16 protein-coding genes are annotated in these 16,504 nt (G+C 39.3%); 3 read left to right on the top strand and 13 right to left on the bottom strand.

The window, feature by feature from the left end; translation table 11 throughout:
• Positions 1–247 precede the first annotated feature (247 nt).
• Together DUT71_RS10550 and clpB are read right to left on the bottom strand one after the other, a co-directional pair.
• Positions 248–850 carry an outer membrane beta-barrel protein gene (locus DUT71_RS10550; protein ID WP_113662504.1) on the bottom strand — a complete coding sequence of 201 codons (603 nt, stop codon included), beginning with the start codon at positions 848–850 and terminating at the stop codon, positions 248–250.
• 313 nt (positions 851–1,163) lie between these two features.
• The gene (clpB, locus tag DUT71_RS10545) at positions 1,164–3,761 is read right to left on the bottom strand and encodes an ATP-dependent chaperone ClpB (protein WP_113662503.1); all 2,598 of its coding nucleotides are present in this window, start codon (positions 3,759–3,761) and stop codon (positions 1,164–1,166) included.
• 413 nt (positions 3,762–4,174) lie between these two features.
• Here clpB and DUT71_RS10540 point away from each other — a divergent pair, with 413 nt between their 5' ends.
• Entirely contained in the window at positions 4,175–5,386 is a 1,212-nt protein-coding gene (locus tag DUT71_RS10540; RefSeq protein WP_113662502.1) for an MFS transporter, read from the top strand.
• Between the two features lie 216 nt (positions 5,387–5,602).
• Here the strand turns inward: DUT71_RS10540 and DUT71_RS10535 are convergent, their stop codons facing one another.
• Entirely contained in the window at positions 5,603–6,001 is a 399-nt protein-coding gene (locus DUT71_RS10535) for an SRPBCC family protein (RefSeq protein ID WP_113662501.1), read from the bottom strand.
• Between the two features lie 28 nt (positions 6,002–6,029).
• Entirely contained in the window at positions 6,030–6,671 is a 642-nt protein-coding gene (gene pyrE, locus DUT71_RS10530) for an orotate phosphoribosyltransferase (protein WP_113662500.1), read from the bottom strand.
• Here pyrE and DUT71_RS10525 point away from each other — a divergent pair.
• Positions 6,670–7,281 carry an NUDIX hydrolase gene (locus DUT71_RS10525; protein WP_113662499.1) on the top strand — a complete coding sequence of 204 codons (612 nt, stop codon included), beginning with the start codon at positions 6,670–6,672 and terminating at the stop codon, positions 7,279–7,281. The two genes, pyrE and DUT71_RS10525, sit on opposite strands and share 2 nt — an antisense overlap.
• A gap of 18 nt (positions 7,282–7,299) precedes the next feature.
• Here DUT71_RS10525 and DUT71_RS10520 read toward each other — a convergent pair whose 3' ends face one another.
• The 6 genes from DUT71_RS10520 to DUT71_RS10495 all read right to left on the bottom strand — a co-directional run bounded on the left by DUT71_RS10520 (position 7,300) and on the right by DUT71_RS10495 (position 11,360).
• The gene (locus DUT71_RS10520; protein WP_113662498.1) at positions 7,300–7,905 is read right to left on the bottom strand and encodes a hypothetical protein; all 606 of its coding nucleotides are present in this window, start codon (positions 7,903–7,905) and stop codon (positions 7,300–7,302) included.
• Positions 7,895–8,398, bottom strand: a complete 504-nt coding sequence (locus DUT71_RS10515) for an RNA polymerase sigma factor (protein ID WP_113662497.1) — start codon at positions 8,396–8,398, stop codon at positions 7,895–7,897. The genes DUT71_RS10520 and DUT71_RS10515 overlap by 11 nt, the downstream gene beginning before the upstream one ends.
• Positions 8,399–8,428: 30 nt before the next feature.
• Positions 8,429–9,319: a TraB/GumN family protein gene (locus DUT71_RS10510; protein WP_113662496.1), complete on the bottom strand. Its 891-nt coding sequence runs from the start codon at positions 9,317–9,319 to the stop codon at positions 8,429–8,431.
• A gap of 125 nt (positions 9,320–9,444) precedes the next feature.
• Positions 9,445–9,906: a pantetheine-phosphate adenylyltransferase gene (coaD, locus tag DUT71_RS10505; RefSeq protein ID WP_113662495.1), complete on the bottom strand. Its 462-nt coding sequence runs from the start codon at positions 9,904–9,906 to the stop codon at positions 9,445–9,447.
• 93 nt (positions 9,907–9,999) lie between these two features.
• Positions 10,000–10,545, bottom strand: coding sequence for an RsmD family RNA methyltransferase (locus tag DUT71_RS10500; protein ID WP_113662494.1), 546 nt, complete (start codon positions 10,543–10,545; stop codon positions 10,000–10,002).
• Positions 10,536–11,360, bottom strand: coding sequence for a DUF3822 family protein (locus DUT71_RS10495; RefSeq protein WP_113662493.1), 825 nt, complete (start codon positions 11,358–11,360; stop codon positions 10,536–10,538). The genes DUT71_RS10500 and DUT71_RS10495 overlap by 10 nt, the downstream gene beginning before the upstream one ends.
• Before the next feature lie 184 nt (positions 11,361–11,544).
• On the opposite strand from DUT71_RS10495, the gene DUT71_RS10490 reads away from it, so the two are divergent.
• Entirely contained in the window at positions 11,545–12,993 is a 1,449-nt protein-coding gene (locus tag DUT71_RS10490; RefSeq protein WP_113662492.1) for an ATP-dependent DNA helicase, read from the top strand.
• On the opposite strand, the gene DUT71_RS10485 is transcribed toward DUT71_RS10490, so the two are convergent.
• The 3 genes from DUT71_RS10485 to DUT71_RS10475 form a co-directional block, all read right to left on the bottom strand.
• Positions 12,990–14,291: a sensor histidine kinase gene (locus tag DUT71_RS10485; protein WP_162796025.1), complete on the bottom strand. Its 1,302-nt coding sequence runs from the start codon at positions 14,289–14,291 to the stop codon at positions 12,990–12,992. The genes DUT71_RS10490 and DUT71_RS10485 overlap by 4 nt on opposite strands.
• Positions 14,292–14,537: 246 nt before the next feature.
• A complete protein-coding gene (locus DUT71_RS10480) occupies positions 14,538–15,281 on the bottom strand; it encodes a LytR/AlgR family response regulator transcription factor (RefSeq protein ID WP_113662490.1) in 744 nt (247 codons plus the stop codon).
• Entirely contained in the window at positions 15,278–16,345 is a 1,068-nt protein-coding gene (locus tag DUT71_RS10475; RefSeq protein WP_162796024.1) for a sensor histidine kinase, read from the bottom strand. The genes DUT71_RS10480 and DUT71_RS10475 overlap by 4 nt, the downstream gene beginning before the upstream one ends.
• Between the last annotated feature and the right edge of the window lie 159 nt (positions 16,346–16,504).

The following is a 16,504-nucleotide window of genomic DNA, read 5'->3' as shown; positions in this document are numbered from 1 at the left end:
TTTGGCAGAAAATTATTATTTGTTCAGCGTGTAAATTTTTAACTCCGTCATCTCTACGTTAGGAGAGACCTGGCGGAAGACATTTCATTCTGGTTTAGCTAATTCAATGTTAATAAGCTTAAGGAGTATTTAGATATCTCCGCTGCGGTCGAAATGACGAAAAATGTGCCAACAGTGGTAAATATGCAAGTAAACTGCAAAAAAAAAGCCACCGAATGGGCGGCCTTTCATAAGTAACTAGCTCAAATTAAAAGTGGAACTGTACACCCAATTTAGGGGCAAAAGTATTTCCATCTAAACCGAAGCTGTTGGTTTTTAGCTTAGCGCCGGTAGCTTCTGATTTTACAGATAAATTATTGTAACCTAAACCATTTACTGAAAACTCAATCCCGATTTTCTTAGTAGGGAAGAAAGCGAAACCTGGAGCCAAGTTTACGCCAATAGCGGTAGTAGTAGCTTCTTTAGCACCAGTATCACCGTTAGCATTTACGTCTTTTTGAGTGCCAAAAGCCATAGGAACCGACAAATGTCCGAAGAACTTGAACTGCTCAGTTAGGTTAACGTAGTAACGACCAAAAGGAGCTACTACAAAAGATTCGCGTTGGTTGCTGTTGCTTACTGATTTATCGTACTCGTATCCAACACCAGTACCTACTGCAAAGTTGTTGCCTACAAAATATCCAACACTTGGAACTACACTAAAGTTAACATCAGCTTTAGGAGCGCCATCCACTTTAGTACTGTTGAAACCTACATTACCACCAAGAATGATTTTACCTTTTTCTGTTTGTGCTTTTGCACCAAATGTTAAAGCTGCTACAGCTAATAACGATAATAGAACTTTTTTCATTTTTATATGTGTTATGTTTACGATGATCTTGTGACCATCTGACACGCTCTTTTCAACTTTTGTTCCGCTTTGAAAAAATGTCAGTAGTGCCAAAATGCGGTTATTTAATTAATCGATTGATTAATAATATTTTGAAGCCATATAGGAAAATATCGATATTAGATTTTTTTGACAAAAGTGCCCTTTGCTGACAATTGAGTGATATTTTGAGGGATTTTGGATTTGTCTATTTGACATTTTTTGGCAGATAGTTGTCATAAAAAAAAGACAGGCTTGGCCTGTCTTTTTTGATATATGATAGATTTTACGAATATTATTTATCCTCGTTAAGGAATACAAACTGATGGTCAAACATATCTAATTTGATTTTACTGTCCTTATCCACTTTACCCGCTAAAATCTCTTTAGACAATTCGTTCAAGATTCGTTTCTGGATCACACGTTTCAACGGACGTGCACCAAACTGAGGGTCGTATCCCAACTCGGCAAGCCAGTCTAAAGCTTCTGTACTGGCTTCCATGGTAATGCCCATTTCGGCCAAGGTATGCTGTACCTGTTTAAATTGTAGGGTTACGATATCCCTGATTTCGTTTCTGTTCAACGGAGTAAACATAATTAGTTCGTCAATCCTATTTAAAAACTCGGGGCGAATGGTTTGTTTCAATAGTTCAAACAGTTCGTTCTTCGTTTTTGCAATCACGCTGTCTCTGTTTTCGTCATCCAGATTTTTAAAATTATCTTGGATTAAATGAGAACCAATATTAGAAGTCATGATGATGATGGTATTTTTAAAATTCACCACACGGCCTTTATTGTCGGTCAATCTGCCGTCGTCTAACACCTGCAGTAGGATATTGAAAACATCGGGATGCGCTTTCTCAATTTCGTCCAATAATACTACTGAATAAGGTTTTCTGCGTACTGCCTCAGTTAATTGCCCGCCTTCGTCATAACCTACATATCCCGGAGGCGCACCAATTAAACGGCTTACGGCGTGGCGTTCCTGGTATTCGCTCATGTCAATTCTGGTCATGGCATTCTCATCATTAAACAAGAACTCTGCTAAGGCCTTGGCCAGTTCGGTTTTACCTACACCTGTGGTACCTAAGAAAATGAAAGAACCAATGGGTTTGCGTTTGTCTTGTAAGCCTGCACGTGAACGACGTATGGCATCAGAAATGGCTTCAATGGCTTCCTCCTGTCCAGCTACACGCTTGTGCAGTTCTTCTTCCAAGTGCAGTAGTTTTTCACGTTCGCTTGATACCAATTTAGTTACGGGGATGCCTGTCCAACGGCCTACTACGCCGGCAATATCATCAGCGGTTACTTCCTCTTTCAGCATACGACTTTGGTCTTGGCGGCTGGCCAAATCTGCTTTCAGTTTTTCCACTTTATCCTGTGCTTCCTTGATTTTGCCGTAGCGCAATTCAGCTACCTTACCGTAGTCTCCTGCACGTTCTGCCTGCTCTGCTTCTAATTTATAAGCTTCAATTTGCTCAATTTCGGCATTAACAGCCTCTACCAAATCTTTTTCGCCTTGCCACTTTGCTTTAAACTCATCTCGCTCTGCGGATAAATTGGCAATCTCTTCGCTCAGTTCTTTAACTTTTTTATCGTCTTTTTCACGCTTGATGGCTTCACGTTCAATTTCCAACCGCATGATTTCACGTTCCAGGGCATCTACGTTTTCAGGTACGCTGTCCATTTCCATCCGTAATTTTGATGCTGCCTCATCCATTAGGTCAATGGCCTTATCTGGTAAAAAGCGGTCTGAAATGTAGCGCTGGCTCATTTCAACGGCGGCAATAATGGCTTCGTCTTTAATACGTACTTTGTGGTGAGTTTCGTAGCGCTCTTTTAAGCCGCGTAAAATAGAAATGGCATCTTGTGTGTCGGGTTCCTCTACCATTACTTTTTGGAAACGGCGCTCTAAAGCCTTATCCTTTTCCAAATATTTCTGATATTCATCCAGTGTTGTAGCACCAATGGCTCTTAATTCGCCACGGGCTAGGGCAGGTTTCAAAATGTTGGCAGCATCCATGGCTCCTTCGCCACCGCCTGCGCCTACCAGGGTGTGTATCTCGTCAATAAAAAGGATGATGTCGCCATCGCTTTGCGTAACCTCTTTAACTACGGCTTTCAAGCGTTCCTCAAATTCGCCTTTATATTTGGCGCCAGCAATCAGCGCACCCATATCCAAGGAATAAACAACTTTAGATTTTAGGTTTTCGGGTACGTCACCTTTAATAATCCTAAAAGCGATACCTTCGGCGATGGCCGTTTTACCTACGCCAGGCTCACCTATTAAAATTGGGTTGTTTTTGGTCCTACGGGAAAGGATTTGGATCACGCGTCTAATCTCTTCGTCGCGGCCAATTACCGGGTCAAGTTTGCCGCTCTCGGCATATTCGTTTAAGTTACGGGCGTATTTGTTCAATGCCTGATAGGTTGCCTCGGCATTTTGATCTGTTACACGGTTATCACCACGTAGTTCGGTGATGGCTTTTTTAAGGTCTTTTTCATTTACACCTTGATCTTTAAGCAATTTTGCGGTAGCATCATTGGTGGCTAAAATACCTAGCAATACATGCTCTACCGAAACAAATTCGTCTTTAAACTCTTTTAAAAAAGTTTGCGCTTTTTGTAGCGCGGTATTGGCATTAGAAGATAGATAGATATTGCTGCCGCTTACTTTGGGGAATTTGGCAATGTCCTCATCAAGCTTTTGGTTTAGGGTATTGAGGTTAACGTTTAGTTTTTTGAGTACATAAGAAATTACATTTTCATCAACGGTTAGCAAGCCTTTTAACAAATGTGCTGTTTCAATGGCCTGCTGCTGGTTGCCTTGTGCAATTTCAGAGGCTTTTTGTACAGCCTCTTGGGCTTTTATTGTAAAATTGTTGAAGTTCATATTTTCTGTTTTTCCTTTTTTCTTTTACCGCCAATAACATCTTTATATTTAAGTTGGACGCTACCAGTGGCAGTAGTATCACTAAGCTCAAAACAAATGCCATCCCTAATTGATTTTTTAAATCGGAAATTTTGTCGTGATTAAAAATATTTTGCTGAATAAATGGCTGATTTTTAGTGTTTTGTAGTGAAATAATGGCAGGTTTGGCGCTAGGGATTAGTGGTTAGGGACAATACTCAATGACCAAATGGAGTTGCTATTCAAATCTGCGGTTACATCATCGCAATCTGCGATAGAAAATAAATAATTTACCGCTAACTTGTGCAGACACACAAATTCCATTAAACCGCTAGTTAATTACTAGCCACTAATCCCTAACTCCTAGCTACTAAAAACCTATCTTTGCACCACAAATGAAAGCCTATATAAAAGATTATTTTAAAGTTTACCAAGGCCTGTCTACACCTGCATGGATGTTGGCCTTAGTAATGTTGGTGAATAGAAGCGGAGCCATGGTAGTACCCTTTTTAGGAGTGTACATGGTAAAGCATTTGGGTTTTTCTTTGGAAAATGCGGGCATGTTGCTCAGTTGTTTTGGCATTGGCTCGGTAATCGGTTCGTCGCTTGGTGGCTGGCTAACCGATAAATTTGGCCATTTTAAAGTTCAGTTGTTCAGTTTAACTGGGGTAATTCCGTTATTTATATTATTGCCCGAGTTAACTACGGTAACTTCCTTGGCTGGGGGCATTTTGGCTTTAAGTATTGTAAGTGATATTTTACGGCCTGCAAACTCCGTTTCTTTAGCCTATTACTCCAGGCCCGAAAATGTAGTGAGGAGCTTCACGCTAAACAGAATGGCTTTGAACCTTGGTTTTTCCATTGGTCCGGCGCTGGGAGGTTTATTGGCGGCTATTTCATATAACCTACTGTTTTATGGAAATGCTATTGCGGCAACATTGGCAGCAGTAATATTTTTTGTTTATTTCAGGAATAAGAAAGGCGAGATCAAAGAAAGAACCGATTTAGCAGACCAACAAATTAAGTATCAATCGCCTTATAGGGATGCACCTTTTTTGGTGTTCACTTTTTTAAGTATCTTATTTGCCATCTGTTTTTTTCAGCTATTAAGCTCGCTACCGTTGTATTATAAAGAGGTTTATCATCTTAACGAAAAAAGTATTGGTGTTATTTTGGCCTACAGTGGGGTGGTGGTATTTAGTTTGGAGATGCTGATTGTGCACATTGCCGAACGGAGGACCACCGCTGCAAATGCGATTATCATTGGTGTTTTTTGTTGCGGATTGGCTTTTGCTTCGTTATTGATTACAGAGGGAATTTGGCTACTGTATGTTTCTATGTTTATTTTGTGCATTGCCGAGATTTTAGCAATGCCTTTTATGGCCACTGTAACCTTGCAGCGTTCAAATATCAAAAATAGGGGCGCTTATATGGGCTTAAATTCCCTGTCGCTTTCTGCTGGATTAATTTTTGCCCCTTTTTTGGGAACTAAGGTGGCGGCCAACTATGGCTTTAATGTTTTATGGATGGCAACGGGTTTGTTAATGCTATTTACTGCCGTGGGTTTCTATTTTCTAATGAAGCGAATGAAATTAAAAGTGAAATAGCTTGCGCATTTTCCTATTGCTATGGAATTTGCTATGCGCTGATTGGACACTGAAGGGAAAAAATTAACCATAGATATCTGCTATCAATTAAGGTTAATGTGAGTGGCTCACAGAATATTTAACGCCATTGATGATGCGTTGATAGATGTTAGGAACACTATGTAACCCAATATTTATTGCATAAAAAAAGGAAGCTTTTTGCGCTTCCTTTGAGTGTTATCCCAAAATTTCTTTGAGTTTTTTTGTCTGGTAGTCTGCCAGTTTTTGCAATGGGCCTGATGCCAACATCTTCATCATCATATTCAGATCCGCGGAGATGAGGTGTCTTGCCGAAGTGGTGCCGTTTCCGTTATCGGTAACTGACCACTGCAATGATAAATCAAAAGGTGGTTTTTCTGTAGGAACCGCTACTAATTTCTCGTTTTCAACCCTTTCAGAAATGTGAATGGCCAATTTAGCCATGTTCTGGATGGTGAAACTTGCTGTGTCAACAGTTGAAGACCAGTTGTAGATGTTTTCTGGCATCAATTGTTGATGGTTATTTAAATCAGCAAGAAACTGATAAACCTGTGCTACAGGTAAATTAATTTCGGTGCTACTTTCAATGATTGTCATGATATATAGGTTTTATGTGTTGACACTCTTAAACTCCCCACTCAGCGGGGTTTTCACGCCATTTGTTCAAAAACTCAATTTCTGATTTAGCGATAAAACCATGTTCGGCAGCATAGTCAATCAGTGCTTTGTAGTTAGAAAGGGTAGAGTACCTGCACTTTGCGGCAGCAAAGTTTTCATCAGCTTGGTTAAAACCGTAGGTAAAAATGGCCACTAAGCCTGCTACCGAGAGGCCTGCACTACGTAACGCTTCAACGGCTTGCAAACTGCTTTTGCCGGTCGAAATCAAATCTTCAATAACAACCACGCGTTGTCCTTCTACAATTTCTCCCTCAATTAAGCTGCCGGTACCGTGCTCTTTAGCTTTTGACCTTACATAAATGAAAGGCAAGCCCAGCTCTTGGGCAACCAAAACACCTTGTGGAATGCCGGCTGTAGCTACACCAGCAATTACATCAACTGCACCATATTCTTCTTGGATCAGTTGGGCTAGTTTTTGGCGGATGTAAGTTCTTACTGCCGGGTGAGATAAAGTTATGCGGTTATCACAGTAGATGGGCGATTTCCAGCCCGAGGCCCAAGTAAATGGATTAGCAGGTTGTAATTTAATTGCTTTAATTTGTAACAAAAATTCAGCTACTTTTAATTCAATATCACTTTTATTGTACATGGCGCAAAAATACAGAATTTATATTAACGATAACACTTTGTTTATAACTCATGAACTTCCGTCTCAAATTGATAAAATACAACAAATTGAAGCAGAGGGGTTTGATTTTAGATCCTTCTATAAAAACCTTAAGAGTAGTAAGCAAAAACATTACCTGCTGCTGACCAAGAGCCCTCAAGCTGCCTTTAGAAAGATCAAGAAAGATTTAACCATTGTTAAAGCTGCTGGCGGTTTGGTAAATAACGCCAAGGGCGAATTTCTTTTTATTTTTCGTAATAAAAAGTGGGATTTACCTAAAGGAAAGGTAGAAAAAGGTGAAAAAATGAAAGTTGCTGCAGTAAGAGAAGTTGAAGAAGAATGTGGGGTTTGCATTGCACAGCGCAACAAAAGGATATGCAAAACCTATCATGTGTACGAAATGGGTAGCGAGCTGATCTTAAAAAGAACCAACTGGTACCACATGACGGTAAAGGGAAGTCCTAAATTGGTTCCTCAGGTAGAAGAGGGCATTACCGAAGCAGTTTGGGTAGCTCCGTATGAAATTAAGGCCAAAATAAAAAACACCTATCCTTTAATTATAGATGTTTTAAAAAATGAAAAGCTACTTTGATGCTCAGATCTAGAACTCTTATTCTTCGTCAAGGCTATCAATAATTACTTTGATTTCTTTAATGTATTTGCCGTAGTAAAACCGGGCCCAAAGTTCGGTAATCACTCCAATAATTAAAATAGCGATAAAGGCATTTAATGCTAGGTAAACCAACGACAGCTTCTCTAAAATTCTTTGCAATAAATCATTTTTGGTTAAAAACAGCGCCGTGGCACAAAAAGAGAGCATAATAAAACCGATGATGTAGGTTAAGGCCTTATACAATTCAATGTTAAGTTTCATCTCGTAGTAAAACCATAACAGGTTTTTTCTGCTATCTATGCTTAAATCATAGGAGTGTTTGTAAAACGTATAAAACTTATAGAAGTAATAGGTGCAAAAAGCCACCACAACGCCGTAAAAAATCAGATAGGTAGATTTTAGCGATATAGAGAAGTCGAATATCTGGGGCACAAATGCTGCCAGCGCTAGTGAAAATACCTGTATCAAAAATTCCTGTTTCATCTGTTTCCTAATTTTATCAATGGGCGTTCGTGCTTCCTTGATCTTTAGCATATCTTCGGATACTTCTTGATGCTGAGCGCTATTATTGTTCCACTCGTCTTTTAATTGGTCAAAATTCATAGCCGTTCTTTTTAATGATCTGTTGTAATTTTTCTTTAGTTCTGTTTAGCTTAACTCGGGCATTTATTTCGGTAATACCCAGGTTTTGTGCAATTTCTTTATGCGATTGGTTTTCCAGAAACAGGAATATCAGCGCTTTTTCAATTTGGTTGAGTTCTTGTACCGCCTTGTACAGGTAGGCCAGTTTCTCTTCCTTTTCGTGGCTATCGCTAAAATCGGCAATCTCAACCTGTTCGTTTAAAGAAACCTTATCTACTTTTCTGTGGTCTTTTTTAAAGAAAACGATGGCGGTATTTAAAGCTACCCGATACATCCAAGTAGAAAATTTACTTGTACCCTTAAAAGAGGGATAAGCTTTCCAAAGCTGCATTACAATTTCTTGGAACAGGTCTTCTTGATCCAAAGGATTATCCATGTACATTTTAGCTACTTTATGGATAATACCTTTGTTCTCGTTGATTTGCTGCAGGAATATTTTTTGGATATCAAGCATTGGTTTGATTTCTTTTAAGCGCAGCTGTTTTTAGTTAAATACAGGCGTTACTTTAAATCCTTTAGCGCGCAATAAATCTATAATGCCTTCTTTGCCTTGCAAATGTCCACAGCCTACCGCAAAAAATGTTGGTTTTTCTTTAGCTATTGCAGGCATCCTGTTGGCCCACAACTGATTGCGTACAGGCAATAGGTTGCGGTAACCTTCAGGGTCAGCAGTATAAAACGAAGCCATCAATTCATCTACTTTTTTAAGGTCTTCGGCTAAATAGGCCGTTTTTAACTCATTAAAGCTATTCTTTAATTGGTCGTTATCCAACATTTTTAGGAAAGGCACCAAATCTGTTGGTTTAAAAATCTTTTCTAAAAACGAATATTGTTCTTCAATGCTTGATAAGCCCTTTATTTCTTTGTTGGCTGCTTTGTTTGCTTTAATGATTTCGCTTTCTAAGCTAATTACTTTGCATGGTAACGAAGTTTGCATCAACGAGCTCACAATGATTAACGGTTTCAGGTTTTCTACCTGCTTAAATTTGGTTTTAAGCTTGGTTTGTAATATCGAGTCGATGAAAAGTGAATCTTTTTGATTAACCAAGGTGCTTAGCGGCTGGGTAGTGAACATGTGCTTTTGCATTTCCTTGCCTACATTAGGATCGGCTAGATTGATTTCCAAGTAACTTTGTTCGGTCGTTTCCATGGCGTCCTTTACCTTTTTAGGCATGCTGTAATCGCCTTCACAAAGTATATGGTTAGTACCAAAAAGATAGGAAGGTTTTTGTAGTCCATTGCCTTCAATTTTCCAAAGTAGGGAATTAGGTTTATTTTTTTGACTAAAAGCACGGTTAATTGGTGCAATAGCTATGGCAGATAATAAGGCGAACTTTACAGTTTTGGCGACAATGTTTTTTACTAATGATTTCATGGTGTTTAAGATTTTAATTTAAACCATTAGTAGGCATTATCCATAAACGTTACAAGAAAAAGTATAAAATGGAAAAATTATTTTTTAGCTGTTTGTGTTACCGTTTTTTTAATTGTTTTTTGGGATTATAGAAAGTTTAGGGCTGCTTTAGGAACAAACTGGCTTACATCGCCATTATTTCGTAAAATATCCCGCACAATAGTTGAACTAATGGCCGAATATTCAGGACGGCTCAACAGGATGATGGTTTCTACCTCGGGCATCATGCTTTTGTTGATTTGAGCAATGGCTCGTTCATATTCAAAATCTGAAGCTGAACGAATACCCCTTACCATGTAGGTAGCATTAATTTTCTTGCAAAAATCAATGGTTAATCCCTGGTATAGCTGTACTTCCACATGCTTGTCGTTGGCAAAAATGCTTTTTACAATTTCCTCTCTTTTTTCGGCAGAAAGAAAACTTTGCTTGGCGCTATTTAGTCCAATACCCACCACAATTTTATCAAATAGTGGCAACGAACGCTTTAAAATATCCACGTGGGCAATGGTAATAGGATCAAATGATCCTGGAAATAACGCAATTTTCATGTTCAAAGATAGTTGAAAAGGATAAAGGAACAAAGAATAAGGAATAAAGATAAACTGCAAGAGCACTAAGGTTTTGACTAAGTCCTTGCTCTTTTATTCTTGTCCTTTTATCTCTTTGAAAAAACTAAAGGAAGAGTAACCATATTTACGAGTTTCTACGTAACCAGGTTGTTGGTCTAATTTTAGCATCGAAGGATGTTCAACCACCAAAACCCCTTTTTCTTTTAATAATTGATGTTTGGCAACCAACTGGGGTAACAGGGGAATGTGGGGCAAATCATAGGGAGGATCTGCAAAAATAATGTCGTACCGCTCAGAAGTTTGTTCTAAAAACTTAAAAGCATCCGCCTTTCTGATATCGATCGCTAACTGGTGTTTGTCTTTCACTGTTTTAAGCCAAGCTACGCAGCCGGGGTGTTTATCTACAGCGGTAATGCTTTTCACCTCGCGTGAGGCAAATTCAATGCTGATATTGCCCGTCCCGGTAAAAAGATCGAGCACCTGGCATTCATCAAAATCATAGCTGTTCAGCAAAATGTTAAACAAGGCTTCTTTGGCCATATCGGTGGTAGGCCTTACGGGAAGTTTTGCTGGGGCATGAAACTGTAGGCCCTTTAATTTACCGCCAACTACACGCATTGTTGTAAAGCAAGTAGGCCAGTGTAATAATGTGAAGGCATATCATCAAGGATATTGGTATCCAAACGGCTCTGTATCGTTAACAGATCAATTTGCTTGAAATACTGTTTAAGGAGTTTCCATTTCTCGTCGCCATCATGTATAATACCACAAGCTTTAAGCTCGGTATTTTCGGTATTTATTTTCAACTGATTGATAATGAGTAGTATAAAATAGGTAAGCTCCTCGAGATCTTCAAACTGGTAACTCTGTGTAAAGGTTGCTTTTTGGTTTTTAAGATAGATGAACTGGAAAGAACCTACCGTAAAATCAAGGAGTACCGTATCGCGGTTAAGTTGGTCAGCTAATTCGATCAATCCGGCATTCAGGTACAGTCTGGTAGCGGTTTTCCATTGCTCATTAATTGTTTTTTCGGCAAATAAAGGCAGTGAAAATACGGCGCTGAATTTTTGTTGTGCAGAAGGTTGTACGTATACGGCAGGAGAGTCGGTTTCTTCGAAATATTTGGTGTAAACGGCGATGTTGTTTTCGTTAAACAGCTCTTGGGGTACAAAAACGATATTGTTGGTATGGGTGGCCACGGTAACCTGTTTATAGGCAAGTTGCAGATAGCTGTCGTTTTTTAACCTTTCATTCAGTTTTTCATAGCCATTTTCACATTCCTGCTCATCGTAAACCGCATGAACAAAGTTTTTCTCGAGGTCAATAATGGCATACGAGAAGGTGTCGGCACCTATTTTAACCAACAAATTCAAATTAGTACTGTTTGCAGGTTCAAAGTTTGGATCAATGAGTAAAATGCTATTATTGTTCATGTATCAACAAAAATAGTTCTTTTTTTTAAAAATGGATTTTTATTGCCTCAGATAGCCAGATGTTTTTATTTATAGCGATAAAATTGTTTTGATTAATTGGGCTTTTTCAGCGGGCTGGCCAAAAACGATGTTTTAAATAGGATTAAAACCCGTGCATCTGTGGCATATTTTGCATCTTTGCCAAATGGACAAAGCCCAGCTCATTGCACAATCCTATCCGTTTGCACCTACCAAAGAGCAGTTGCAATTTTGCAGGCAAGTGGCTGGTTTTTTGAGTACGCCAAACTCCGAGGCTTGTTTTGTACTAAAGGGCTACGCCGGAACGGGTAAAACTACTTCGGTAGCGGCATTGGTGAAAGCTTTGCCCAAGTTTGGTTTAAGGCCTATACTGCTGGCGCCCACGGGCAGGGCAGCTAAGGTAATGAGCAATTATACCGGACAAAAAGCGCTCACCATTCATAAAAAAATCTATCGTAAAAAGGCAGCAATGGATATGGACCTGGTTTTTCAACTGGCTCCTAATTTGGCACAAAACAGCGTTTTTATTGTGGATGAGGCTTCTATGATTGCCGACGAGTGGAATGCGCAGCGGGCTTCGACTTTTTTAGGTGATTTGCTGCAATTTGTTTTTCAACCTTCGCCAGAGGGCAAACCTAAAAATTGTTTCTTGTTGTTTGTGGGCGATACCGCTCAGCTTCCGCCTGTAGGTAGTACGGATAGCCCAGCTTTAAACCCCACTTATTTAAGCAATAACTTTCACCTTAGCGTAACTGCCGTTGAATTAACCGAAGTTGTTAGACAGGAGAAGAAATCGGGGATTTTGGCTAATGCAACCATGCTCAGAAAACTGCTGAACACCTACGATGATCAACCTAAATGGCCAAAATTTATCACTAAAGGCTATAAGGATATCTTCCGGATGACGGGTTTGAAATTTGTGGAAGGCCTTGAGTATGCCTATGGCAAATACGAACTTGAAAACACTTTGGTGGTATGTAGGTCCAATAAATCGGCCAATATTTACAACAACCAAATTAGGGCCCGTTTGCTGTATAGAGATGAGGAACTAAGTGGTGGAGATTATGTGATGGTGGTACGCAACAATTATTTTTGGCTGCCAGATGATAACGAGACATCTTTTATTGCCAATGGCGATATGGCCAAAGTAATTAGGGTGCGTAGGGAGGAAGAAAGACATGGTTTTCGCTTTGCGGAGGTGCAATTGGAACTGGTAGATTTTCCCGACGTGGGCAGTATAACCTGTAAAGTATTGCTTGACACGTTGCAGATTGAAAGCCCTAATTTGCCCTACGAAGCCAGTAAAAGATTATATGAGGGGCTGTTGTTGGACTATGAACATATTACGAACAAGAAGGAACGTTTGCAGGCCATCAAGCAAGATCCCTATTATAATGCCCTGCAAATTAAATTTGCCTATGCCGTTACTTGCCATAAAGCGCAGGGCGGGCAATGGGATGCCGTTTTTGTAGATCAAGGCTTTTTAACTGAAGACATGGTTGATCTTGATTTTTTACGTTGGTTATATACGGCTGTAACCAGAGCTAAAAAGGAACTTTTTTTGGTGAACTTTAGTAAAGATCTGTTTATGGGAAAAGTTGAGGACGATGATTAGACCAATGGCAGTTGAATGGTAAAGGTGGTGCCTTGGTTTTCTACGCTGCTTACCAAAAGTTCGCCCTGATGCTGTTCAATAATTTTATATGAAATATGCAGGCCCAATCCAATAGATTTCTCTCCTCGCAGCCCTTTCCTGCCAGCTTTGGAGAACTGTTCGAAAATATGCGATTGCAACTCGGGAGGTATGCCAATGCCATAATCTTTTACGCTAATTAAAGCTTTGTTTTTTACTTTGCTTGCCAATACATTAATTTCCTTGTCTACCGCAGAAAATTTGAGGGCATTGCTAATCAGGTTGTCAATTACGCGTTCCAGTTTGGAGGCGTTTGCACTTAGCCTTAAACGTTCGGTGGCTTGGCTAAAAATAATTTTCCTGTTAGTATTGGTTTCCCATTTATAAACGATCTTTTGGAGATAGGGATTTAAGTCAAAGGTTTCTTTCTGCAATTCGGGCTGGTTGGCCCTTACCGCTTCAATCAAATCGTTGATGATGTTTTTAGCCTGCAGTGCAGAGCTGTAAATCATTTTTGCTTCCCCGTCATCCCCTTTTTCCAACAGCATCATCTGGCTAAGTGCTTCGATATTGTTTAACGGAGCCCTTAAATCGTGGGCCACAAACGAAAGTATTTCGCCTCTTTGGTTATTTAAATGAGCAATTTCGATGTTTTTTTGTTCCAGTTCCTTAATCTTCACAAAATGCGAAGATTTGAAATAATAGCTATACCTCGAAAAACTTAGCAAAACTATACCAAGGATAATACCAGCCATAAAGTTGATAATTTTTTGCTGGTTGTCAAGCTCAGAAAACTGCGTGGCCGAAAAATATAGCGCAATGATATAAACCACTAGAAGTTTCATCTGTTGATATTCGATGGCAAAAAATAGACTGGCCGTAACAATGCCTACCAAAAATACAAACAGGGTATTTTTGGTATTGTGCAATGAAATAATGTAACTGATATTGAAAGATGAGGTCAGAAATAAAGCCACAAATGCCAATACAATGATTTTTTTGTGGCGAAGAGATAACTGCTTAGGTGTAAGGTAAGCGCTTATGCCAAAAAAAACTGCGCAAAAAGCAAGCTGAAACCAATTATTGATGGAGAGCTGGTCATATCCCTGTATTTTAATGGCTTCCTCGTAAAAAAGAAAAACCAAAACCCTGGAAATTCCGCTAACAACCAATATTAATGAACTGATGATTTTTACAGACCTTAAATTGCCATCTGCGGCGTATGCATCAAAGGCGTTTAAGAATTTATCGGGTGTTCGGTATGTTAGGAAGTGTAGCAAGTTATTGGTTTGGTTAAACAAAAGTAACAAAGCTTTTACAAATTTGTCAATAAAATATAAAAACAGGTAAATACACTTAATTTAAGGGATGAAATGGTGTACTACGAGTGACAAACCTTTAAGCTTTTAAATTAAGAAGGCTCTGGTGCCAATGCCGCCTGTAAGTTATTTGTCGATGTGCCTTTGGTGGGGAGCAAACTTATGCAACGTATCAAATCTGCACGCTATGCAATTGCTGCAATACCTTTAAATGCCAAAACGGGCCCGCAACACTTCACTATTGGATCTGCTGGAGCTCACCTTCGATTGATTGCTCATCACGAAAATGAGCGCACCATTAAAGCCCCTTCTAATTTCGGTAATATAATTAGTGTTAATGATGTCGCTGCGGTGAATGCGGATAAAATCGTCGGGAAGCTTGGCTTCTAAAACCGAGAGCGTATAGTCGGTAAGGTGCTTTTTACCATCGGCAGTATAAAGAAAAACGTACTTGTCTTCAGCCTGTATATGTATAATTTCTTCTATTTTGATCAGCAGGATACGATCTCCAAGCTTTACCGTGAGCGTTTTTTGTACGCTTTTGCCCTTAATCTGTTGTAATAAATCATCTAAAGCCATTACAGGTTTGGCCAAATTGGTTTGCTTTAACTTAAGGATGGTCTTGTCCAAGCGTTCCAGCTCAATGGGCTTAAGCAGGTAGTCAATGGAGCCTTCATCAAAAGCCTTAATGGCATACTGGTCATAAGCGGTGGTAAATACTACTTTGGGCTGATGGTGGGTAAGTTTGGCCAGCATTTCAAAACCATTCAAAATGGGCATTTCAATGTCCAGAAATACTAAATCAGCTTGATGTTGGTTAATCAGTTCAAGCCCTTCTAAGCCATTCTCTGCTTCTGCGATAATCTCAACCTCCTGATAATTTGCCAAAAGCCTTTTTAGTCTTTGTCTTGCCAATTGCTCATCTTCGATAATAATGGTTTTCCAGTTCATACGCTTAAAGGGATTGAAATTCTGATCTGTTTTAGTGGCTGGTTAATGAGTTCAATATCGTGCAGGTTTGGATAAAGTAGGGCAAGTTTGTCGAAAGTACTTTGGAGGCCGTAGCCAGCCACCAGTTCATCGGGAAAAGGAACGCCATTATCCATCACCAAAATCTCTAGTTTATTGTTTTTGGGTGCTATCTTTACCTCAAGTAGGCCATGCTCAAAAGTGTCTTTTAGGCCGTGTTTCAAGGCGTTTTCAACCAATGGTTGCAGCAAAAATCTCGGGAAATCAATAAAAGCAATGCTTTCATCTATCTCAATGTTAAAATTGATCCGGTTTCCAAAACGCACTCTTTCAATGGCTAAATAGGTATTTAAAATATCTATTTCCTCGTTCAGCGTACAATAGTTCTGTTGCTGCGAATTAATACTGTATCTGAACAGTTTAGAAAGCTTAATGGTCATGTCCTCGGCCTTGTCGGGGTCTTCGTGAATTAAGCTGGTAATGGCATTTAGCGCATTATAAAGGAAATGGGGGTTTATTTTAGATTGCAGCGCCTGTAATTCAGCCTGGGTCTTAAGCTGGTTACTTCTGATCAGATCGGCCTCTTTTGCCTTCAATGCATTCTCCGCATTGCGCTGCTGCAAATGATAAAGCAACATAATGGTGCCCACAATGAAAACAATTACTGAGATAGATTTATAGTCCTGTACATGGTTAAAGGGCTCGTAGGAAATATCGTAAAATAAGGAAATGATAAAATAACATAGCTCAATGCCCACAAACATGCCTATTAAATTGCATGCGTAATACAGCAGGATAAGCTGCCAGAAGTTGCGGGTAAACTTGTTGCTATGCTTTTGGAAAAACGAAAAGATGTTTGAAATAGCTAAGCTGATAAATACACTAAAAAGGATGTTAAAGAAAGTTTGCCTGATCGAAATGCCATTTTTGCTTACCATGGAAATTAAAAGGCTAATACATATCCCTACACTGATACCGATTACGGTGTACTTGATATTGTGTTTGACAATTTTATTTTCGACAATTTTTTTTAACGTTGCGGCCATTTGAATACAGGTAAAAATACAATAACAAAACAAAAAGTAGCGAGGTATAGGTGTAAATATGAATAAATAGGTTGGGTCCAGCCCGTAAAAAGCGATGGTTGGCATTAAAATGAAGACCAGTAGCCGCCTGGTTTTGATGATTGGTAAATGATTTAACCT

The sequence above is a fragment of the Pedobacter nanyangensis genome, assembly GCF_003313505.1.
Classification (GTDB): domain Bacteria; phylum Bacteroidota; class Bacteroidia; order Sphingobacteriales; family Sphingobacteriaceae; genus Pedobacter; species Pedobacter nanyangensis.
This window is presented reverse-complemented; position numbering and strand designations above follow the sequence as displayed.

What these genes read in the sequence shown, in the direction of transcription:
- DUT71_RS10480 (WP_113662490.1), bottom strand. Translation starts at nt 15,281, where the DNA reads ATGAACTGGAAAACCATTATTATCGAAGATGAGCAATTGGCAAGACAA.
- coaD (WP_113662495.1), bottom strand. Translation starts at nt 9,906, where the DNA reads ATGAAAATTGCGTTATTTCCAGGATCATTTGATCCTATTACCATTGCC.
- DUT71_RS10475 (WP_162796024.1), bottom strand. Translation starts at nt 16,345, where the DNA reads ATGGCCGCAACGTTAAAAAAAATTGTCGAAAATAAAATTGTCAAACAC.
- DUT71_RS10535 (WP_113662501.1), bottom strand. Translation starts at nt 6,001, where the DNA reads ATGACAATCATTGAAAGTAGCACCGAAATTAATTTACCTGTAGCACAG.
- DUT71_RS10520 (WP_113662498.1), bottom strand. Translation starts at nt 7,905, where the DNA reads ATGAATTTTGACCAATTAAAAGACGAGTGGAACAATAATAGCGCTCAG.
- DUT71_RS10500 (WP_113662494.1), bottom strand. Translation starts at nt 10,545, where the DNA reads ATGCGTGTAGTTGGCGGTAAATTAAAGGGCCTACAGTTTCATGCCCCA.
- DUT71_RS10510 (WP_113662496.1), bottom strand. Translation starts at nt 9,319, where the DNA reads ATGAAATCATTAGTAAAAAACATTGTCGCCAAAACTGTAAAGTTCGCC.
- clpB (WP_113662503.1), bottom strand. Translation starts at nt 3,761, where the DNA reads ATGAACTTCAACAATTTTACAATAAAAGCCCAAGAGGCTGTACAAAAA.
- DUT71_RS10490 (WP_113662492.1), top strand. Translation starts at nt 11,545, where the DNA reads ATGGACAAAGCCCAGCTCATTGCACAATCCTATCCGTTTGCACCTACC.
- DUT71_RS10495 (WP_113662493.1), bottom strand. Translation starts at nt 11,360, where the DNA reads ATGAACAATAATAGCATTTTACTCATTGATCCAAACTTTGAACCTGCA.
- DUT71_RS10540 (WP_113662502.1), top strand. Translation starts at nt 4,175, where the DNA reads ATGAAAGCCTATATAAAAGATTATTTTAAAGTTTACCAAGGCCTGTCT.
- DUT71_RS10515 (WP_113662497.1), bottom strand. Translation starts at nt 8,398, where the DNA reads ATGCTTGATATCCAAAAAATATTCCTGCAGCAAATCAACGAGAACAAA.
- DUT71_RS10525 (WP_113662499.1), top strand. Translation starts at nt 6,670, where the DNA reads ATGGCGCAAAAATACAGAATTTATATTAACGATAACACTTTGTTTATA.
- DUT71_RS10550 (WP_113662504.1), bottom strand. Translation starts at nt 850, where the DNA reads ATGAAAAAAGTTCTATTATCGTTATTAGCTGTAGCAGCTTTAACATTT.
- pyrE (WP_113662500.1), bottom strand. Translation starts at nt 6,671, where the DNA reads ATGTACAATAAAAGTGATATTGAATTAAAAGTAGCTGAATTTTTGTTA.